The sequence below is a fragment of the Pseudomonas lactucae genome (assembly GCF_036688725.1).
GTDB classification, from domain to species: Bacteria; Pseudomonadota; Gammaproteobacteria; order Pseudomonadales; family Pseudomonadaceae; genus Aquipseudomonas; species Aquipseudomonas lactucae.
In genome coordinates, this window is sequence record NZ_JAQQPT010000009.1 from 174,669 (window position 1) to 193,940 (window position 19,272).

19 protein-coding genes are annotated in these 19,272 nt (G+C 62.8%); 5 read left to right on the forward strand and 14 right to left on the reverse strand.

Annotated features, from left to right (window positions below):
• Positions 1 to 17 precede the first annotated feature (17 nt).
• From V6M90_RS12685 to V6M90_RS12705, 5 genes are all read right to left on the reverse strand, one after another.
• Entirely contained in the window at positions 18 to 1,214 is a 1,197-nt protein-coding gene (locus tag V6M90_RS12685; protein ID WP_332846611.1) for a multidrug effflux MFS transporter, read from the reverse strand.
• On the reverse strand, positions 1,211 to 2,059 hold the full coding sequence (locus tag V6M90_RS12690) for an alpha/beta fold hydrolase (protein ID WP_332846612.1): 849 nt from the start codon (positions 2,057 to 2,059) through the stop codon (positions 1,211 to 1,213). Before V6M90_RS12690 ends, V6M90_RS12685 begins: the two co-directional genes overlap by 4 nt.
• 66 nt (positions 2,060 to 2,125) lie before the next feature.
• Positions 2,126 to 3,418, reverse strand: a complete 1,293-nt coding sequence (locus V6M90_RS12695) for an NAD(P)/FAD-dependent oxidoreductase (protein ID WP_332846613.1) — start codon at positions 3,416 to 3,418, stop codon at positions 2,126 to 2,128.
• Between the two features lie 58 nt (positions 3,419 to 3,476).
• The gene (locus V6M90_RS12700) at positions 3,477 to 3,899 is read right to left on the reverse strand and encodes a RidA family protein (protein ID WP_003172914.1); all 423 of its coding nucleotides are present in this window, start codon (positions 3,897 to 3,899) and stop codon (positions 3,477 to 3,479) included.
• A 33-nt stretch (positions 3,900 to 3,932) separates the two neighbouring features.
• A complete protein-coding gene (locus V6M90_RS12705; RefSeq protein ID WP_003172913.1) occupies positions 3,933 to 5,072 on the reverse strand; it encodes a tyramine oxidase subunit B in 1,140 nt (379 codons plus the stop codon).
• Between the two features lie 185 nt (positions 5,073 to 5,257).
• Between V6M90_RS12705 and V6M90_RS12710 the strand changes: the two genes are divergently transcribed.
• The 4 genes from V6M90_RS12710 (at position 5,258) to V6M90_RS12725 (ending at position 8,685) form a co-directional block, all read left to right on the forward strand.
• The gene (locus tag V6M90_RS12710) at positions 5,258 to 6,085 is read left to right on the forward strand and encodes a helix-turn-helix domain-containing protein (RefSeq protein WP_078823874.1); all 828 of its coding nucleotides are present in this window, start codon (positions 5,258 to 5,260) and stop codon (positions 6,083 to 6,085) included.
• A 131-nt stretch (positions 6,086 to 6,216) separates the two neighbouring features.
• Positions 6,217 to 6,945 (forward strand): response regulator, encoded by a 729-nt coding sequence (locus V6M90_RS12715; protein WP_042944422.1) that lies wholly within the window; start codon positions 6,217 to 6,219, stop codon positions 6,943 to 6,945.
• A complete protein-coding gene (locus V6M90_RS12720) occupies positions 6,942 to 8,033 on the forward strand; it encodes an ATP-binding protein (protein ID WP_332846614.1) in 1,092 nt (363 codons plus the stop codon). Before V6M90_RS12715 ends, V6M90_RS12720 begins: the two co-directional genes overlap by 4 nt.
• A 289-nt stretch (positions 8,034 to 8,322) precedes the next feature.
• Positions 8,323 to 8,685, forward strand: a complete 363-nt coding sequence (locus tag V6M90_RS12725) for a hypothetical protein (RefSeq protein ID WP_141063685.1) — start codon at positions 8,323 to 8,325, stop codon at positions 8,683 to 8,685.
• Between the two features lie 98 nt (positions 8,686 to 8,783).
• On the opposite strand, the gene V6M90_RS12730 is transcribed toward V6M90_RS12725, so the two are convergent.
• The 9 genes from V6M90_RS12730 to V6M90_RS12770 form a co-directional block, all read right to left on the reverse strand.
• On the reverse strand, positions 8,784 to 9,728 hold the full coding sequence (locus V6M90_RS12730) for a helix-turn-helix domain-containing protein (RefSeq protein WP_003172907.1): 945 nt from the start codon (positions 9,726 to 9,728) through the stop codon (positions 8,784 to 8,786).
• Positions 9,729 to 9,805: 77 nt separating this feature from the next.
• The gene (locus V6M90_RS12735) at positions 9,806 to 10,585 is read right to left on the reverse strand and encodes a 2-keto-4-pentenoate hydratase (protein ID WP_332846615.1); all 780 of its coding nucleotides are present in this window, start codon (positions 10,583 to 10,585) and stop codon (positions 9,806 to 9,808) included.
• A complete protein-coding gene (locus V6M90_RS12740; RefSeq protein WP_332846616.1) occupies positions 10,582 to 12,189 on the reverse strand; it encodes a bifunctional 3-(3-hydroxy-phenyl)propionate/3-hydroxycinnamic acid hydroxylase in 1,608 nt (535 codons plus the stop codon). Before V6M90_RS12740 ends, V6M90_RS12735 begins: the two co-directional genes overlap by 4 nt.
• Positions 12,190 to 12,250: 61 nt before the next feature.
• Entirely contained in the window at positions 12,251 to 12,853 is a 603-nt protein-coding gene (locus V6M90_RS12745; protein WP_078732378.1) for an amino acid synthesis family protein, read from the reverse strand.
• Positions 12,840 to 13,328: a VOC family protein gene (locus V6M90_RS12750; protein ID WP_141063689.1), complete on the reverse strand. Its 489-nt coding sequence runs from the start codon at positions 13,326 to 13,328 to the stop codon at positions 12,840 to 12,842. The genes V6M90_RS12745 and V6M90_RS12750 overlap by 14 nt, the downstream gene beginning before the upstream one ends.
• A gap of 11 nt (positions 13,329 to 13,339) precedes the next feature.
• The gene (locus tag V6M90_RS12755; RefSeq protein ID WP_003172902.1) at positions 13,340 to 14,380 is read right to left on the reverse strand and encodes a WD40/YVTN/BNR-like repeat-containing protein; all 1,041 of its coding nucleotides are present in this window, start codon (positions 14,378 to 14,380) and stop codon (positions 13,340 to 13,342) included.
• A gap of 12 nt (positions 14,381 to 14,392) precedes the next feature.
• Positions 14,393 to 15,187 carry an SDR family NAD(P)-dependent oxidoreductase gene (locus V6M90_RS12760; RefSeq protein WP_003172901.1) on the reverse strand — a complete coding sequence of 265 codons (795 nt, stop codon included), beginning with the start codon at positions 15,185 to 15,187 and terminating at the stop codon, positions 14,393 to 14,395.
• Positions 15,188 to 15,215: 28 nt separating this feature from the next.
• Entirely contained in the window at positions 15,216 to 16,706 is a 1,491-nt protein-coding gene (locus V6M90_RS12765; RefSeq protein WP_003172900.1) for an aldehyde dehydrogenase family protein, read from the reverse strand.
• A gap of 11 nt (positions 16,707 to 16,717) precedes the next feature.
• The gene (locus tag V6M90_RS12770; RefSeq protein ID WP_332846617.1) at positions 16,718 to 18,259 is read right to left on the reverse strand and encodes an acetolactate synthase large subunit; all 1,542 of its coding nucleotides are present in this window, start codon (positions 18,257 to 18,259) and stop codon (positions 16,718 to 16,720) included.
• Positions 18,260 to 18,498: 239 nt separating this feature from the next.
• Here V6M90_RS12770 and V6M90_RS12775 point away from each other — a divergent pair, with 239 nt between their 5' ends.
• Complete coding sequence (locus V6M90_RS12775; RefSeq protein ID WP_078732374.1) at positions 18,499 to 19,257, forward strand: IclR family transcriptional regulator; 759 nt, start codon at positions 18,499 to 18,501, stop codon at positions 19,255 to 19,257.
• Positions 19,258 to 19,272: the final 15 nt, after the last annotated feature.

Consider the following 19,272-nt stretch of genomic DNA (forward strand, 5'->3'; position numbering starts at 1 on the left):
CCCATCAGCAAGTTGGCTCAAGTCGTCACGGCGACCGCCCGGGCAGGCAGGCGCAGGGTCACACCATAAGCAACCAACGCGCCCAACCCGCAACACCCCACCACCAGGCACATCGGCCAGGCGCTGCCATCCGCCAAATGGCTGCCCCACTGACTGGCCAGCGCCCCGGTAGCAAATTGCACCGAAATCCCCAGCGCCACGCTCGCGCCGGCCTGGCGTGGAAACAGCATCATCAAGCTGGCCATGCAATTGGCGCCGATCAAACCGGTCACGCCCATGTACAGCACCATGCAACACACGATGCTCGCCAGCCCGCCCCAGCCGGTATAGCCGACCAGCATCATCGCCAGTCCTGCCGCGCTCGCCAGTACCACGCCCACGCCGAGCATGCGTTGCGGCCCGAAACGGCCCACCCAACGGGCGTTGATAAAGGTCACCAGGATGATGCCGAGGATGTTCAGGGCGAACAATGCGCTGAACACCCGTGGCGAGACACCGAAGTACACCACGTAGACAAAAGGCGATGCAGTGATAAAGGCGAACATGCCGCCAAACCCCAGAGCCATGCACAGGATGAGCGCTACCGCCATGGGTTGCCGGGCGATGGCAAGGTAGGCCGCGAAGGCCGCCTGCACGGACGCACCGCGCTGCTGCACGGGCAAACTTTCCTTCAGGGTCAGGGCAACCAGCAACAGGCACAGGCTGGACAGGATGAACAAGGTGGCAAAGATCGTGCGCCAGCCCTGGATCAGCACCAGCCAGGTGCCGATCATCGGCGCGACCAGGGTCGCCATCATGGTCAGCACGTGCATCCACGACAGCACTTTCGCGGCCTCCACCAGCCCTACCATGTCCCTGGCGACGGCACGGGCCAGCACCAACGCGCCCGCCCCACCCAGCGCCTGGACAAAGCGCCAGGCAATCAACTGCTCGACGCTGCCGGCAAACAGGCAACCCAGGGTCGCAACGACATACAGCGCCAGGCTGCCCAACAACAGGGGGCGACGGCCATAACGGTCCGACAACGGGCCGTAGCACAACATGCCCAGGCACAGCCCGGCGAGAAACGCGCTGATGGTGTGTTGCACCTGCGCGGTGCTGGTCGACAGGTCCTCGGCGATCTGTGGGAAGCTGGGCAGGTAAGTATCAATCGAAAACGGCCCGAAGGCCGTCAACGATGACAACAGTGCGATCAGGCGCGCTTGCGTCTTCATCGGCCCGCAATCGCGAGGCTTTCAAGGAACTCGATGACCAGCCGGTTGAAGGTTTCGCCCTGGTCGTCGTGCACATAGTGGCTGGCATCCGCGACCTCCGCCGTGCGCACCTGCGCATTGCTGTCGCGCAGGGCTTGCAACGTCGCCTCCGGCAGGAAGTCCGAGCGCATGCCGCGAATGAACAATGTCGGGCAATCCAGGGCGTGCACCGCCGGCCACAGGCCGGTCGGTTCAATGCTCAGGCGCGCCTCGGCGATGCCTTGTTGATCGTGGCGCCAGGTGATCGCGTCCGCGCTTTCCTTCATCGAGTGCGCCAGCCGCGACGCCAGGCCCTGCGCCGACAAGCCAGGACGCGACGCCTGCCAGAACGCGCGGGCGGCGTCCCAATTGTCGAAACGCAGCGGGGTCTGGGCCATCTCGCGACGAATGCGCGCCGCACCGTCACCCTGGCTGGACGAACCGGGGCCGATGTCTTCGATGATCAGGCCGATCAAACGCCCAGGGTGCTGCCGTGCGTATTCCAACGCATTGGCGCCACCCAGCGAGTGCCCCAGCAACACGAACCGCTGCAAGCCGACATGGGCGACAAAATCCTGCAGGTCCTGAACATAGGACTGCGTGTGATAGCTGGCGGCCGGCGCCCAGTCGCTCAGCCCTCTTCCGCGCTGGTCCAGGGCATAGATGCAATAGCCATCGCCCAGCGCTTCCACCAGCGACTCCCAGGTCTGGGCGTAAGCGCGTAAACCATGCAGCAGCACCAGAGGCACACCGCTCGGCTCGCCCCAGCGTAGAAAATGCAGACGCAAGCCTGCGCGATTGGTAAAAAAAACGCTGTCGGGTGACATTGCCTGGCTCCGCCGCTCAGTGAAGGAAAAACACCGCTGTTCTGGGACTGTCGCGGTGCATGCAACCTAGAAACGCTCAAAACGATAAGGGCTCGGGTCGATGATCGGGGCATGCCCGCTGACCATATCCGCGGCCAAGTGGCCCGCCGCCGGCGAGGTGCCGAAGCCGTGCCCGGAGAACCCGGTGGCCACGGTCAGGCCGGGGATTTGCGCGACCGGCCCGATCACCGGGTTCGAATCCGGCGTCACGTCGATCGTGCCCGCCCAGGCCTGGGCAATCCTGGCTTGTTCGAACACCGGCCAGGCCGCCTTGAGGTTATTCATCGCATCATTATTGAGCCGCAGGTTGGCCGCCGGGTCCTGCACACGCACACGTTCGAACGGGCTGATACGGTCGGCCGACCAGCGTCGCGCAAGCGCCAGGTCGTTAAAGAAATACTTGCCCAGCGACACGTTCAACACGCTGCGCTGCGCGCGAAATTGCGGCATGTACTGCTTGGCCAGCAGCAGGTGATCCAGGGTCAGGAAAGCGTCCAGTTTGCCGCGCTGGGTAATGATGAAGCCGCCGTCCTTATGCTTGCGAAACGAAAAGTCCGGCGCGCCCACGGCAATTTCGGTGGGTCCTTGCATCGGATGGGTACGCAACACCGAACAGGTCAAGGCCAGGGTCGGCAACGACACGCCGAGGTTGCCCAAAAAGCGTCGCGACCACATGCCGCCGGCGAGCAACACCTGGTCGCAACGAATCTCGCCTTTTTCGGTGACCACGCCACTGACCTTGCCGGCGGACATCTGCAGCGTACGCACCGCGCACTGCTCGATAATCACCACGCCCAGGGCCATGGCAGCCTTGGCGATGGCGCTGCTGGCCAGGGTCGGTTCCGCGCGCGCATCCGACGGCGTGTAGATGCCGCCGGCCCAGTCACCCTCGCCGCCCGGCACCAGCGCTTCGATCTCGCGCTTGCTCAGCAATCGCGAGTCAAGCGACAGGTGCTCGACCGATTTGAGCCAGCCTTCATGCATCGCCATTTGCGCCTCGTTGCGGGCGACGAACAGGATGCCTTCCTGGCGATAACCCACATCCGCACCGACCCGCTCGGGCATTTGCGCCCACAAACGGTCAGCGGCCAGGGCCAGCGGAATATCGTGCGCGTGGCGGCTGGTCTTGCGTACCCAGCCCAGGTTGCGTGATGACTGTTCGCCGGCGATACGGCCTTTTTCCAGGACCACCACCGGGATATTGCGTTCGGCCAGTGTCAGCGCAGCGGTCAAGCCGATGATGCCGCCGCCGATGATGACAACGGTGGTGGCGGTGGGAAACTCGGTGGACGTATTCACGGGCGCAATAGTCGGGGCCATGATCAAGACTCGCAAAACAATTGAGGGCGGCCGCGCGAACGCACGGCCGCAGGACGGGTTATTGCGACAGGCGAATCACTTCGACCTGAGCCTTGGAGGCGTTGCGATACGCCGTCACTTCCAGCTCCACCTTGTACACCGTCGAACCCAACGGCGGGCAGGTGACGGTACTGGCCGGATCGACGCCACGGAACTTCTCGCCGATCAGGCCCATCACCGCCGGCACGTCCTTGGGGTCCTGGATAAATACCCGCGAGCACACCACATCGGCCAGGCTTGAATCGACGGCGGCCAGCGCGGTTTCGATGTTGGCGAACACCTGGTGCGTCTGCTCGAGGATGTCTTGCGGGATCAGTTTGGTCTGTGGGTTGCGCCCGGCGGTATTGGACACATAGATCCAGTTATCCACGACCACCAGGCGCGAATAACTGGCCTGGTCTTCAAAGGGGGAACCGGTCTTGAGCTTGATGATTTTGGTCATGTCACAGGTCTCGTCAGTGAGTTAAAGGTTGGCTTAGCGCAGGACGGGGGTTTCCCACAGGTTGAGCTTCACGCCGATGCCTTTCTCCACGGCATTGCGATACACCACGGTGCCCCAGGCCACATCCTCCACAGGCATGCCGCCCACCGACATGATGATGATCTCTTCATCGTTGCGACGGCCCTGGGCATCACCGGCGATGATCTTGCCGATGTCTTCAAGCTCTGCGTGCTGCATCTTGCCTTCGGCGATCATGTCCATGAACCGCACGCCAATGACCGGCACGCAGTGGTGCGCAGGCTTGGGCAGCTCTTCGAACCAGGCTTCGTAGAGGCCGGTGTTGTCCAGCACTTTGCGCACGTCGGCGCGCTCCATGCCTTCATCCAGCGAGCAGGACGCCGGCATCGCCATGAAGCACCCCGGCTTGACCCACTCGCGCTTCACAATTGGGTAGATCGAGGGGTCGCCTGTCTCGCCGGAGCTACAATAAGTAACAAGGTCGGAACCCCGTACCACCTCTTCGAGGCTGTCGACCACGTTGATCGTGGTCACCTGCGGGTAGGTGTCCTTCACCCAGGCAATGAAATCGTTCAGGCTTTTCTCGCCACGGCCCTTGATCTTCAAGGTATCGATCTGCGGGCAGACGGCGATGAAGGCGGCGAGCGTGGTCTTGCCCATCACCCCCGGACCGAGCAGGCCGACTACCTTCGAATCCTTGCGTGCCAGGTGACGCGCACCCACGCCGGGAATCGCGCCGGTGCGGTAGGCCGACAGCAGGTTGGCGGACATATGCGCCAGCGGTGCGCCGGTGTCGGGGTCGTTGAGGGTGAACATCAGGATCGAGCGTGGCAGGCCTTTTTCGCGGTTGGCGATATTCGAGCCGTACCACTTGACGCCCGCGGTGCAGAAGCTGCCACCCAGGTAGGCCGGCATCGCCATCATGCGACGGTCGGCGGTGGGCTTGGGCATGTTCGGGAACGGCGAATCTTTCGGGAATACCACCATCGCACCGTGGGAATCATTGTTCGGCCCGGCCATGCGGTAGTCACCGCTATAGAGCAGGCCGAACATCTCTTCCATGGTATTCACACAGGCGAGCATGTCGGTTACGCCAGCGCGGATCATGTCCTGCTCGGACAGGTAGATGAAGTCTATTTTTGTAGTAGTGGACATAATTATTCTCGGGCTGAAGGTGATATCGCTGCGGTAGGCGCTGCTCCCACGCTATCGAGGTCGAGTATCACGAGGCGTTTTGCGCCGGTATTGTAAATTTCGGACATCAACCCTCGGTCCGCCCGGCCGAGTTGGCGCGAAACATGCGTGAATATTCCTGCTTCCAGCCACCCCCGAGTCCGCCCATGATCAACCCGAGTACGCCGACGCTGCGGCACCACACCGCGTACGAACAACCGTGGTTCGTGCTCAACTCATCGCGCTATTCGGTGATGCCTTCCGAACACCCGGCGATCTCGCATTTCTATGCCTTCGACGTCGCCCACTCAGCGGACCTGCTGGCGGTGCCGGACGGTTGCGTGGATATCGTGTTCGACTGTGACGCCACGCGCCCAAGCGTGAGAATCTGCGGCACCCCGCTGGAGGCGCAGCGAGTCGAACTGCTGCAGGATCACCATTACTTCGGCGTGCGCTTTGCGCCGGGGGTCATTCCAGGCTTCATCAACGTCATGGCCGAGGACCTGACCGAACAGGAGTGGGACCTGCTGGAAGTGTCGGCCTTTGCCCAGCGCATTTTCGAGAGCATCGTCCAGGCCCCACAGTTGCACGAGCAGATGAAGCTGTTCAGCGACTACCTGGCCCCGCGCCTGATGGGCAGGACCTCAAAACTCACGGCCATGGTCATTCAACAAGCGCTGGCCCACCGGGGTGACCTGCGCATTCAGCAGTTGGAAGACCTCAGCGGTTACACCAGCCGCACGATCCATCGCCAGTTCAGCCAGGACACCGGCGTGTCGCCCAAGACGTTCTGCCGGATCATTCGCTGCCAGGCGGCACTGGAAACCCTGAACACCCGGAACGACGTTTCGTTTTCTGACCTGGCCCTGGACCTGGGCTTTTCCGATCAGTCGCATTTTTTGCGCGACTTCAAAAAGCTGGTCAGTACCACGCCCTGCGATTACCAACGCAAAATGCTGCAGAGCGCCTGCAACGAGCGCATCCGTTTCGCCTGAACATCCCCTTCTGCTCGACGAAAATTAATTCCCCTCTCCATCATTTCTCCATAAAACCTTCGCTGAACGTGCATGCTTGCGGTGCATCATCCAACCCGTTGCTGAAAAACCGTGCACCGACCGAGCAAACCATGACTGAATCACTCCTTGCATCGCCCTCCCACCAGGCGCTGGTGCTGATCGCCGAAGACGAGCCGGAAATCGCCGACATCCTCACGGCCTACCTCAAGCGCGCGGGTTTTCGTACCGCCCATGCACAGGATGGGCGGCGTGCGCTCGAACTGCATCAACTGCTCAAACCGGACCTGGTGCTGCTTGATGTGATGATGCCCAAGCTGGACGGCTGGATGGTGCTGGCGGAGCTGCGTCATCGCGGCAACACCGCGGTGATCATGCTGACCGCGCATGACCAGGACATGGACAAACTCATGGGCCTGCGCATCGGGGCGGACGACTACATCGTCAAACCCTTCAACCCGGCGGAAGTCATCGCCAGGATCCAGGCCGTGCTGCGCCGCTGCGGCGACCAAGGCCAGGGCGCCGACCACCGTGTACTGCGTGTCGACGCGTTTGAAATCGACATCGACAACCATGAGGTGAACGTCCACATCGGCACGCAAAAACAGCCGTTGTACCTGACGGTGACCGAATTCAAGCTGCTCGCACAGTTGGCCAAGGCGCCGCGCCGCGTGTTCAGCCGCGCCGAACTGCTGGTGCTCTGCTCGCCGGAGAGCGACAGCCTTGAGCGGACCGTCGACAGCCATATCAGCAAGTTGCGCCGCAAGATCGAAGACCTCGGCCTGCACGGCGTGCCGAGCAGCATCCGTGGCGTCGGCTACCGCTTCGGGAGCCAGGCATGAAAACGGCCAACAGTCTGAGCCGGCAGATCATCGTGTCGATGTCGGCGGTGGTGATGTGCGTGATCGCACTCGCGCTGGTCGGCTCCTACATATTCTATGCATTGCTCTGGACCTTTTCGCCGCCGACGGAGCTGGAGATGCAGTCGGATGAATGGCTGCCCAGCGGCGTGGAATGGGTGTGGATGGGCCTGATCACCTGCGTCAGCCTGGGCGTCGGCGCGGCGGTCGCCGTCAAGTTGTCCAAACGCATTCTGGCGCCGCTCAATTCGGTGGCGGCGAGCCTGCGCAGCCTGGCTGACGGTGACCTGGATGCCCGCGCCGTGGTGCCCGATCTTTCCTTGGGCGAAGCTGCCCTCTTGGTGACTGACTTCAATAGCATGGCGAACCGACTCAAACGCATGGCCGAGGAGCAAGCCTTCTGGAACGCCGCCATCGCCCATGAACTGCGCACCCCGCTGACCATCCTGCGCGGCCGTCTGCAAGGGCTGGCCGAGGGCGTATTCGCACCGGACACCGCGCAGTTCTACAGCCTCCTGGGCCAGGTCGAAGGCTTGACCCGCCTGGTCGAAGACCTTCGCGTGGTGGGCATGGGCGACAACGGTCACCTGAAACTGACACTGCGGGAGATGGAGTTGGCCGATGCGCTGGAGGCCGAAGCACGCCTGTTCGAACCGAGCCTGAACAGCGCCGGCTTTGTCCTGCAGTTGAACCTGCGCAGTGGCCTTGTGCACTGCGATGCCGATCGCATGCGCCAGGCCTTGCTGGCGCTGCTGGACAATATTCGCCGACACGCCACGCCGGGCATCGTCAGCATTGAACTGGGCAGTGACGAGCACGGCCACTTCCTGAGGGTCGCGGATGAGGGCCCAGGGGTCGACGCGGCGTTCGCCGAGCACATTTTCGATGCGTTCCAGCGCGGCGAAAGTTCACGCTCGCGCGCCCAGGGCGGCAGTGGCCTGGGCCTGGCCGTGGTGCGGGCGATTGCCATCGCCCATGGCGGCGCCGTGACGTGTCGAAGCGTAATGAACAACGGCACTTTGTTTGAACTCCGTTGGCCAGGCGTCTCGCTGTTTAATCCTCAACCCTGACCCCTTATAAATATCAATTCTCACCAAGGTGATGGTATGCGTCTCTCTATTGGCCTGTTCAAGAGAGCTAAGAAATACCGCCACTTTGCCTTACTGGACACACACGGACGTTGTATAGCTTTCATGAGTTGCGAAGGGATTCCCGCCAGGGGTGAATGGGTGGAAGTCAACGAAGTCAATGTCGCCTGGCTCGGCCAAACGCTGCCAGGCCCAGGGCGCCCGCACAGCAAATAGCTGCATCGCTTGCTGCCTGGCTCTGATGTTTAACGTTATTACGTGGATAACTGTTATGCCTACCCAGCATTCAGCTCGGAACCCTATCGACCTTAAACAGCTGGAAACGTCATTGACGCTCTACACGTTCAAGTTGAGAAAGTTGCAACGCGTGTGGATTCCCCTGCAAAAGTACGCGCCGCAGTGCGTATTGGCGCTGTGGCTGATCGGCGTGTGCGTTTCATTGGTCACGCTGTCGTATTACCACTGGCTGGTGATTGCCCCGGCCATTTGCCTATTGATCATCGTGGAAATCATTATCGAAGAGGTCCAGATCGACCTGTTGTTGATGACCGACGAAGCGCGTTATCTGCTCGACATCACTCGCGACATCTATCACCGCTCAACGCGCCCCACAGGTGCGCCATACCGTCCATAACGCCGCCGATTCTGCTCGAAGAAAGTAAAAATCGGCGGGTTCGTACCAAAAGCGGCAAAGCAACCAAAGCGCTCTTGCCCCACCACTTGGCACCTCGCTCAGGCTCGGTGTGCCCGGCGTGTTTCGGACGGCGATTCGCCAAACAGCTCACGGTAATGCGTAGCGAAATGGCTCAGGTGAAAAAAGCCCATGCCCACGGCAATCTCGCCGACGTTTTTCTCGCTCGCGGGGGTAGCGATCAACTGTCGCCGGACCGCGTTGAGGCGCAGATTGCGCAGGTACTCGACCGGGCGCATATCGGTGACGGCCTGGAAGCTGTTCTGCAGGGTCCTGCGACTGACGCGCAACTGTTCGCACAGGTCAAGGATGCTCAACGGTGTATCGCCGCTGGCAATGATCAATTCCTGGCTACGCCGGACCAGGTAGGCACTGACGGCAAAATTGCCACGTCGGCAACGCACCTCATCGCCGGCGTGACTGAACAGATCGAGGAATGCACCGAGCAGTTCATCCTCCAGCATCTTTTCGGTAGCCGGGTTGATCTCGTGCGCATGTTCCAAAAAGTGACGAAACAGCGGGTGGATGCGCTGGCGAATGCGCAACAGTAACGTTTCATCCACGCTGAGCGCGGACACGCGGGTCAAGCGTTTGAGCTGATCATTGGACAGTTCGAAGGCGGCCAGTTTGGCAAAGCGCACGGCATCGACATTGAGGGCGAAAAAGTGCGTGCCTTGCGGCGCATGCAACACGAACTCTTCGCCGTCGCGCAGCAGCACCACGCTTTGCGCGCTCACTTGCTGGCCTTGAACCACCGGCGGGCTGCCCAGCGACATGGCCGCGCACAAGCGGCCCTTGGGCGAGCGGCCGTGCTGTACCACGCGCTTGTCGAGCACTTCCTGGAAAATCTGAAAACGGTCGCCGGACAACTGCCACAGTTCGCTGGTCAGGCAACCACGACCGAGTTGGTCATATACCTGCTGCCAGCCCTGGATCGAGCCGGCGTGCTGTTGAGAGTCGTTGAAGGTTCGCACTTGCGCGAGCATATTCGTCATTCCTCGGCGGCCGGTTGCGCATCTTTGGCCTGAAGGGGGGCTCTGTCATCCCTGACGGCAGCTGGCGTTTACACGGACGCGACGTCCGCGTGAAACACCAAAGCCAGTTCCGTGCCAAGCATGTGCAGACGATAGGTGCCCGGCTGTATATCCATCGGCGCCAGCAACGCGCCGGACAGCACAATCTGCCCTGCCTGCACGCCCTGCCCCGCAGCCAACAGGCGCCGCACCAGCCAGCACAGGTTGAACAGCGGGCTGTCCTCGCGGGCCTGGGTATCGCCGTGGCCCAATGGCACACCGTCGTGCTCCAGACGATAAGTGACGCAGCCATGCCGTGCAGGATCGAACGGCGTACGCGGCCCCACGCAATACAGCCCGGCGGCGGCGTTGTCGGCGAGAAAGGCGCCCAGCCCGAAACGCCAGCCTTGCCAGCGGCAGTCGGCGATCTCGAACGCCGGCGCCACCTCGGCAATGGCCGCCAGAATCGCCTCGTCACTGTGCTCACCCGGCGTCAACGTGCGCCCGAACACCAGCGCCAGTTCGATTTCCAGCTTGGGCTGGATCAGCCGCGTAAACGCCAGTGTGCTGCCCGCGTCGACTTGCATCGCATCCGTAAGGGCGCCATACACCGGTTCATCAAGGTCAAAACGCGCTTGCGCCGCACGGCCGGCGAAGGCCACTTTCCAGCCACTCACGCGTTCGCCCGCCGCCTGGCGCCGCGCCAATCCTTGATGCAGCAGCGCGTAGCCCTGCAACCGGTCCAGCGTTTCGGGCGGTAACGGCGCCAGCGCGTGGGCACTGCGCTCGGCCTGATGCAGTTGGTCGAGCAGATCAGGGGTGTGGCTCATGACAGTTGCTCCGCCAGTTTGCGCAACACCCCATCCAGGCGTTCGGGGGTGGTAATGGCGGCGACGAAACGGTCCGGACGCACCACGACAATGCAGTCGCGCACCTTGGAGAACCATTCACCCAGGCGGTTATCCACGTCCTCCACACTCAGGGCATCGACGGCCGTCAGCGGCTGGTTGCGCCCCACGCCGCTGCGCGACCGGTTGACCTGGATAAAACGCGTGCCCCAACGGGCCCAGTACTCAAGCATCGGTTGGCTGAGCTGTTCACGCGGATTCACCCGGTAACCCAGCACCGCATAACCATGGCCCAGCACCTCGTCCAGGCGGCGGCGCTGGCCCTGGGCGTCTTCGATGTTCGGCTGGATGAACAACTGACCGACCAGATCATCCTCACGCAACTCCGTCCGCTCGTGATAAACCAGGCCCTTGGTGATGGTGGCCTTGGGTTTGAACTTGAACTCCAGCAAGTGCGAGCGCAGGTTGTCGACACTGTTCACCGCCTGGAACAACCAGTCGCGCACGCCGGCCATCAGCGGGTTGGTCAGGCCCAGGACCGCGCCCATGTTGTCGGCCAGGGCCACCAGCTCGGTGGCATGGCCACGGCGTTCCTGATCGTAGCTGGCCAGAATCGACGGCGCCGCGCGCCCCTGGATGATTGCCGCGAGTTTCCAGGCCACGTTGGCCACGTCGCGCAGGCCGGAGTTGAGGCCCTGCCCGGCCCAGGGCGGCGAAATATGCGCCGCATCGCCCACCAGTGCCACCCGTCCTTGAACAAACCGCGCAGCAACCCGCGAATGGTGGGTATAGGCACGAATGCGGATGATGTTGAGCTGGTCGACGGCATCGCCGATATGCCCGTGGATCAGTTTGCGAATCGTCGTCTCTTCGCACATTTTCGCTTCGTCTTCGCCCTCCATCAGCATGAACTCCCAACGCCGCTGCTGGTACGGCAGGTAGATGCACACGAATGGTCGCTGCGGATCGGCATGCAACGCGGTGTAGGGCGCATCCAGGGTGTCGTTGGCCGTATCGACCACCACCCATTTACGCGGATGGGTCAGCCCGAGCAGCTCGATCCCCAGTTGTTTACGCACGGTGGAGCGCCCGCCGTCGGCGCCAATTACATAGTCGGCCTGGAGCTGGTAGATCTCGCCGTCGGCATCGCGCACCTGCAGGGTCACGCCGTGGTCGTCCTGCTCCAGTTCGAGCAATTCATGGCCCTGACGCAGCTCTACGCCGGCATGCTGCCCGAGGTGTTCACGCAAGGTGCCTTCGAGCAGTTGCTGCATGAAAATATTGCGCATCGGCCAGCCGTACTGCGCGGCACTCGGCTTGACCTCGGCGAAACACACACCGCGTGCGTTGTAATAGCGCAGCGGCACATCGCAAATCATGTCGCGCACCGCCACCTCGGCGATGCCGATGCTCTGCAGCACGCGCAATGCCTCATCGTCCATGCCCACCGCACGCGGGTAAGGCAGGATGCCGTCGGCCAGTTCAAGGACGACGCAGTCGATACCGTACATTCCCATAGAGTGCGCGGCCGTGATCCCGTTGGGGCCACCGCCCACGATGACAACCTGGGTTTTCTCCTGCTTCATCGCTATTCACCGCTTTTCTTGTTGTGGTTTTGATCGCGCATCACCCAAGCCTGCACCTTGATCAGTGCAGCCCGTCGATACCTTTTACATCGGCGGCCTGCAGACCGCCCAGCCGTGCATGCAAACGTCCGCGCGTGGCAAAGGCCCAGATCACCACCACCTCGTCCGGCGACGGCCCGTCACCGAAGGTCAGGGAAATACTGTCGTAGTGCGAGCGTACGTACAGCGCGTCCTTGTGGGCCAGGGGCACGTCGATGCTCGTACCGGGGCCACCACGTTTGCCGGTGGACGGTACCCACGATTTGCCACCGCCCAGCGCGACGCGGATCGGATCGGCGGCCGGGTTGGTCAGGAACGCGTTGCCGTGCTCGTACTCGCCCGCGCTGCCCACCAGGATCGCCTTGCCATAGCTGACAATCGGGTGCGCACCGGCCAATGCCTGGATGCGTCGGCCGAACTCTTCGCCCAGCAGCGGCGACGGCTCGACCAATTGCGCGAGGTCTTCGCTGTAGCGCCCGGCGTAAGGGTTGGCGATCACGGCGGCCACAGCGTATTTGAACAACGGCTCGCCATCGGCCAACTGGCCGGTTTCATTGGCCAGGGTTTCTTCAACGAAGCTGTACCATTTGCGGATGTGATAGCTGGCGAAATTAGCGGTTTTCATCGGATGTGCCTCGGTTCAAAGGAGGGTCGAGTGGGACGAGCGTGTAGTTGCGACTCGGCGCGCCGGCGGCCTTGAAGCGCGCCTTGCCGCGCGCATCGTCGTGCTCGGTCTCAAGAAAGAATTCCATGCGGTTGCAGTCCGGATCGTTGAAATACAGGCCGTGGCCGATTTCATGGTCGGTAATCTTCACCACCTCGACGCCCTTCTTCAGCAACATGCCGTAGAGCTGGCGCAAGGTGGTCATGTCACCGGCGATTTCCAATCCATAGTGCTGCAGCCCCAGCCCGCCCTGGTGAGCGCCGGGTTCTGCGCGAATCAACGCGATGTCGTGGTGCTTGGTGCCAAACGCCATCATCACCCAGCTCTCGCCACGGGCACTCTCGTGCATGCCCAGAACGTCGGCGTACCAGCGCGCCGACACATCAGGATCACTCACCCATAGCGATAAGTGAGTGCGAAGGATTTCGACTTTCATCGCTCGCTACCTCAATGCTGTTTGACGATGGATTGATGCCCTGCCTTGATCTGCGCCACCGCGGGCGTCCAGAGCACGTCGGCGATTTCACTGAACTCGCGCCACTGTTTCTGCCAACCGTCACCGCCGTTCTCGGAGGTGAACAGGTGGCCGTACTTGGTGCCGGCGACGATTTGCCGAGGGTTGGCCGGATTGAACGCCAGGGCCCAGACACAGGAGTTGGGCTGCTGCGGCAGCGGCAGTACTTCCCAGGTCTGCGCGGCGTCACGTGACACCAGGACCTTGCTGGTGGTGCCGGGAGTGCCATCGGAAATGCTCAGGTACAGCGTATCTTCGGTGCCTAGCGGTGCGTTCATCGCACGCAGGTAATACAAGCCGAAGGCTTCACGGCCGATGATGCCGGTCCAGGTCAGCCCTTCGTCCAGGCTGCGGTAGACCGCGTTGACGCACACCACCACGATGACTTTCTGGCCATGGTTGGGCAGCACCAGGATGTTATGCACGTCCGAGTTGAAGTCCCACAGCAGGCGGTCATCGACGCGGGTCCAGCTGTCGCCCCCATCGCGGGAATGGAACAGCCCGCCTTCCTCCAGGCCGAACCACAACTGGTTGCGGTCGCAGGGGTCGTAGGCGAAGGCCAGCAAACGCGGGCGACTGACGCCATCGCAGAATTCCGGAATCTCCACCGGCGCGCGGTCCCAACTCGTGCCGCCGTCCAGGGTGCGCCACAGCACGGCGCGCGAGGGCGCGCCGGTGCCGACGAAAATCCGCCGGGCATCCTGCGGGTCCACCGCTACCTTCCACACGGTCTGGCCGTTGAACGGTGAGTCGACCTGCTGCCAGCGCCCGCCGGTGTCATGGCTGACACACAAGCCGATGTCGGTGCCGGCATAGATCACCTCCGGCGTGCCGGGGTGCAAGCTCAGCGAGCGGGTGATCGCGTCGAACTCCAGGTCCTGCCCCAGACCCAGGCGATGCCAGGTCTTGCCATCGTCGGCGCTGCGGATGACCGCCTGGCCGACGGTGGCGACTAAAAGGGTTCCGTTACTCATCGCAGTTGCTCCTCAGATGAAGATGCCACGGGTGAGGCCGCCGTCGATGCCGATGGATTCACCGGTCACCGCGCCTGCCTTGGGGGACGCCAGGAAACCGATCAGCCAGCCCATTTCGATGGGCGCCAGGGTGCGGCGAATCGGGGTGGCGTCGATGTAGCCCTGTTCGACCTGCTCCGGGGTCTTGCCTTGTTTGATTCCTTCGCGCTCGTACAGCTCGCGGATGTGCGGGGTGTCTACCACGCCGGGGTGGATCAGGTTGACGGTAATGCCGCTGGCGCCCAACTGGTCGGACAGGGTCTTGGTCATGTGCGCAATGGCCAGGTTGCGCATGCCCGACAGCACTTTGCTGCTGCGCCCGGTGAGGCCGCCGATATTGATGATGCGCCCGAAGCCGGCGGCCTTCATGTGCGGGGTCACGGCCTTGGCGCAACGGAAATAGCCGATCACCTTGGTGTTGAGGTCCGACAGCAGTTCATCGTCGCCGGCATGTTCGATGTCATTGCGCACCACGCCGGACGGCGCCGCCGCGCCGTTGACCAGAATGTCGATACGGCCGAAGTGCTTGTGCGCCGCTTCAACCATCGCCGACACGGCCTTCATGTCATTGGTGTCACAGAACAGCGGCAGCACTTCGTTGCCGGTCTGTGCGCTGATCTCTTCGGCGGCCTGGGTCAGGAACGCCATGCGGCGTGCGCAGATCACCACCTTGCAGCCTTCCTCGGACAGAAAACGTGCGACTTCCTTGCCGATGCCCATCCCACCGCCGGTGACGATGGCCACGCGGCCTTTCAATTCCAGATCCATAGCAACAACCTCGTAGTGATGATTCAGTTCAGGCCAGATCGACGAATACGCTTTTGGTCTCGGTATAGGCGTCGATCACGTTCTTACCCATTTCCCGGCCCCAGCCGGATTGCTTGTAGCCACCGAACGGCGAAGCCGCATCGACAACGTTCCAACAGTTGACCCACACCGAACCGGCCTTGAGCTGCGCAGCCAGGCGGTGCGCCGAGCGCAGGTCGCGGGTCCATAGACCGGCGGCCAGGCCGTACGGCGAATCGTTGGCGCGCAGTACCAGGTCGTCGACTTCGGTCCAACTCATCACGGTGAGCACCGGGCCGAAGATTTCTTCGCGGGCCACGCACGCACGTTCGGCGCGGTCGAGAAATACGCTGGGCTGGATAAAGTGGCCGCGCTCCAGGTGCGCGGGACGTTCGCCGCCGCAGATCAGTTCGGCGCCCTCCTCCTGGCCGCGCTGCAGGTAGCCCTTGACCGTCTCCAACTGCCGCTCCGACACCAGCGGACCCATGCTGCTGGTCGGGTCCAGGCCGTTGCCGAGGACATGGGCGGCGGCATGGCGTTGCAGTTCTTCAAGCACCTGGTCAAGCACACTGGCGTGCACATACAGGCGCGACGCGGCGGTGCACACCTGGCCCTGGTTGTAGAAAATCCCATCGGCGGCGCCCTTGGCGGCGCGCACGATGTCGGCGTCGGGCAAGATGATGTTGGGCGATTTGCCGCCGAGCTCCAGCGAGACCTTTTTCATGTTGCGCGTGGCGGCCTGGGCAATCAGCCGGCCGACCTGGGTCGAGCCGGTGAAGGCGATCTTGTCCACGTCGGCATGCTGCGCCAGCGGCGCGCCGGTTTCGGCGCCCAGGCCGGTAATCAGGTTGACCACGCCCGCCGGAAAACCTGCGGCCTCGATCAACTGCACCAGCCGGATCGCCACCAGCGGCGTCTGTTCGGCGGGCTTGAGCACCGCCACGCAGCCGGTCGCCAACGCCGGGCCGAGCTTCCACACGCACATGTTCAGCGGGAAGTTCCACGGCACGATCAAGGCGCACACCCCCACCGGTTCGCGCAGGGTGTAGTTGAGCATCGGCGCACCGCTGGCCGGCGAGACGGGCAAGGTGCTGCCTTCGATCTTGGTCGGCCAGCCGGCGAAGTAGCGAATGATGGTGGCGGCGCTGGCCGCTTCACCGCGCGCGGTGGCGATGGGCTTGCCGTTCTCCAGGGTGATCAGCTGGGCCAGTTCCTCGCGGTGCTGGTCGATAAGATCCGCCAGGCGAAACAGCAACAGGCCACGCCGGGCCGGCGACTGCATCGCCCAGGTGCCGGTAAAAGCCGCGCGGGCGGCTGCGACGGCGGCATCCACATCACGCTCATCGCTCTGCGCGACTTCCGTCAGGGTCTCCTGGGTGGCCGGATTTTCCACGGCAAAGCGGCGACCGCCGGCGGCGTCCTGCCAGGTTCCGCCGATGAACAGGCGACCGGGTTGCGCCAGGAACGCGCGGACTTCAGGTAACACGTCAAGCTGCTTCATCATCGGCTCCTTCACAGTGCCATTTCGATCAGGCAAGGCCCCGCGTCGGCGGCGGCGTTGGCCAGCGCGCGTTGCAGTTCGGCATTGGTGTGTACGGTGCAGGACGGCACGCCATAGCCTTTGGCCAGGGCTTTCCAGTCGATGCGCGGACGATCGAGCACGGTCAGCTTGAGGGCCTGGGGATCCAGTTCGGTCATGCCGAAACGGCGCAATTCGTTTTGCAGAATCGCGTAGCGGTGGTTGGCGGCAATCAGGATGACCACCGGCAATTGCTCGCGGGCGATGCTCCACAGGGTCTGGATGGTGTACTGCGCGCTGCCGTCCGATTGCAGGCAGAACACCCGGTTGCCACGCTCGGCCAGCGCGGCGCCAAAGCCCACCGGAATACCCTGGCCGATTGCGCCGCCGGTGTTGGTCATGACCCGATGCCGCTTGGCACGCGCCGAGGCCGTGAAAAACGGATAACCGCAGGTGCCGCCCTCCACCGAGACAATGCAGTCGTCCGGCAGCGCGGCGGCCAATACCTGGCCGACCGATTGCGCGCTCAAGGCGGCTTCGCCCGCCGGCAGTTGGATGTCCTGCGGCGTGGGCACATAGGCCGGCGCGCTCAGCGCATCGGCCAGCGCGGTCAGCGCCCCGGCCACGTCGTCGCCGACCTCGGCCAGGGACAACAGGCGCTCACGCTCGGCCAGCCGCGACGGGATACCTTCATAACCGAAGTAACTGATGGGCTCCGGTACACCGGCGCACACCACCTTGTCGTATTGCTCAAGGATTTCGATGGCCACTTCCGGGAAATACGGCAGGCGATCCAGGTCCGGCAAACCGCCGCCGCGGTAGCTCAGGCGCGGGAAGGTTTCGGCGAACAGTCGCACGCCGGGCAGTTGCGCCAGGCGCCCCGCCGCTTCCAGGCCGCCCACCGACAAGCCCTGGTCACCGACGATGAACACCAGGCGCTGGCCATCGCGCAGCGCCTGGGCCACGGCATCGATGCGGTCGCCGGCAAAACGTCGCACCGGTGCACTCAGCGGGCTGAACCGGCCGCTGTGGGTCACCGTGTTGGCTTGCAGATCCATCGGCAGAATCAGGCTGGCGATCTGCCCCTTGGCTTGCCAGGCGGCGCGCATGGCCTCCTGCAGGTCTTCGCCGATCCCCGACGCGGTGCGCGAGGTGCGCACCCAGCTGGACACGCTGCCGGCCAGCGCCTGGATATCACTGGCCAGGGGCGGATCGTAATTGACGTGCCACGAAGCGTGGTCGCCGATCACATTGACGATGGGCGTGTTGGCGCGCCGTGCGTTGTGCAGGTTGGCGATGCCATTGGCAAAGCCTGGGCCCAAGTGCGTCAGGGTCATCGCCGGTTTGCCGGCGATGCGGCCATAACCATCCGCCGCACCGGTGCATACCCCTTCGAACAACGACAACACCGGCTTGAGGGCAGGCGCACTGGCCATGGCCGCCACCAGTGGAATCTCGGTGGTCCCCGGGTTGGCGAAGCAGTACTCGATACCGCTTGCCGCCGCCGCATTCACTATCAATTGCGCGCCATTCATTGCCAGCCCTCTCACTTGAGCGTTTTCTGTGGCGAGATTTATCACACACAAAAACATACCAAACAAGATTTTTTTATTAATTTATCTCTTTTATTGAGATTTATTGGAATTTTAAGCGCAACAAAATTGCATTTTTCGCCGACTGGTATAGTGTGACGCAACCCCATAGCCCCACATTGGATCTGCGGCGTTTTCGCCTATAGTGCTTACCCGCGTGCCACCCCCTTTCTAGGAACGAAATGAGCAGCCTGAGCAAATTGCTGAGTGTCCTGGACCTGTTCGGTCCAGCGACGTTGAGGATCGACCCGGACACCATCGCCGAACGCATGGGCCTGTCGCGCGCCACGGCCTATCGCTACGTCAAGGAGTTGTGCGACGCCGGCCTGCTGAGCCGTGTGGATGCCGGCAGCTATGGCCTTGGCCCACGGGTGATCGAGTTGGACTGGAGGATGCGCCAGTACGACCCCATCCTCCTGGCGGGGCGCGAACTGATGCACGAGCTGTCGGCGCAGACCGGCCTGGCGGTGTTCGCCAGCGTGTTTTATGACGGGCGCATCATCAACACCTACATCGCCGAACCCACCGATACGTATCACTTCTCTTTCGGGCGCGGACACCCGCTGCCGTTCTTTCGCGGGGCTCAATCCAAGGTGTTGATCGCCTTCCAAAAAGGTCGACGCTTGCAACGCCTGTTCGAAGAACACATGGCCGGCGATCCGCACAGCCCTTACGACTGGGCAAGTTTTGCCAAGGCCGCCAAGAAAATCCGCAAGGACGGCTATTGCCTGACCCACGACGAGCTAAACCTGGGCCTGACCGGCATCGCCGCACCGATCATCCAGCCGGATATCGACGAGGTGATCGGCAGCCTGTCCGCCGTCGGCAGCACCCAGAGCTTCAAGCTGCTGCGCCAGGAAACCGTGATCGAGATGGTGATGGACACCACACGGCGTATCGCCGAGAACATGCGCAATCACACCCACACCGCCGCGCCCTGAAGCGCGACGGTCGTG

Bases quoted from the DNA above. Each gene is read 5' to 3' on its own strand.
- V6M90_RS12685 (WP_332846611.1), bottom strand. From the start codon at position 1,214: ATGAAGACGCAAGCGCGCCTGATCGCACTGTTGTCATCGTTGACGGCC.
- V6M90_RS12690 (WP_332846612.1), bottom strand. From the start codon at position 2,059: ATGTCACCCGACAGCGTTTTTTTTACCAATCGCGCAGGCTTGCGTCTG.
- V6M90_RS12695 (WP_332846613.1), bottom strand. From the start codon at position 3,418: ATGGCCCCGACTATTGCGCCCGTGAATACGTCCACCGAGTTTCCCACC.
- V6M90_RS12700 (WP_003172914.1), bottom strand. From the start codon at position 3,899: ATGACCAAAATCATCAAGCTCAAGACCGGTTCCCCCTTTGAAGACCAG.
- V6M90_RS12705 (WP_003172913.1), bottom strand. From the start codon at position 5,072: ATGTCCACTACTACAAAAATAGACTTCATCTACCTGTCCGAGCAGGAC.
- V6M90_RS12710 (WP_078823874.1), top strand. From the start codon at position 5,258: ATGATCAACCCGAGTACGCCGACGCTGCGGCACCACACCGCGTACGAA.
- V6M90_RS12715 (WP_042944422.1), top strand. From the start codon at position 6,217: ATGACTGAATCACTCCTTGCATCGCCCTCCCACCAGGCGCTGGTGCTG.
- V6M90_RS12720 (WP_332846614.1), top strand. From the start codon at position 6,942: ATGAAAACGGCCAACAGTCTGAGCCGGCAGATCATCGTGTCGATGTCG.
- V6M90_RS12725 (WP_141063685.1), top strand. From the start codon at position 8,323: ATGCCTACCCAGCATTCAGCTCGGAACCCTATCGACCTTAAACAGCTG.
- V6M90_RS12730 (WP_003172907.1), bottom strand. From the start codon at position 9,728: ATGCTCGCGCAAGTGCGAACCTTCAACGACTCTCAACAGCACGCCGGC.
- V6M90_RS12735 (WP_332846615.1), bottom strand. From the start codon at position 10,585: ATGAGCCACACCCCTGATCTGCTCGACCAACTGCATCAGGCCGAGCGC.
- V6M90_RS12740 (WP_332846616.1), bottom strand. From the start codon at position 12,189: ATGAAGCAGGAGAAAACCCAGGTTGTCATCGTGGGCGGTGGCCCCAAC.
- V6M90_RS12745 (WP_078732378.1), bottom strand. From the start codon at position 12,853: ATGAAAACCGCTAATTTCGCCAGCTATCACATCCGCAAATGGTACAGC.
- V6M90_RS12750 (WP_141063689.1), bottom strand. From the start codon at position 13,328: ATGAAAGTCGAAATCCTTCGCACTCACTTATCGCTATGGGTGAGTGAT.
- V6M90_RS12755 (WP_003172902.1), bottom strand. From the start codon at position 14,380: ATGAGTAACGGAACCCTTTTAGTCGCCACCGTCGGCCAGGCGGTCATC.
- V6M90_RS12760 (WP_003172901.1), bottom strand. From the start codon at position 15,187: ATGGATCTGGAATTGAAAGGCCGCGTGGCCATCGTCACCGGCGGTGGG.
- V6M90_RS12765 (WP_003172900.1), bottom strand. From the start codon at position 16,706: ATGAAGCAGCTTGACGTGTTACCTGAAGTCCGCGCGTTCCTGGCGCAA.
- V6M90_RS12770 (WP_332846617.1), bottom strand. From the start codon at position 18,259: ATGAATGGCGCGCAATTGATAGTGAATGCGGCGGCGGCAAGCGGTATC.
- V6M90_RS12775 (WP_078732374.1), top strand. From the start codon at position 18,499: ATGAGCAGCCTGAGCAAATTGCTGAGTGTCCTGGACCTGTTCGGTCCA.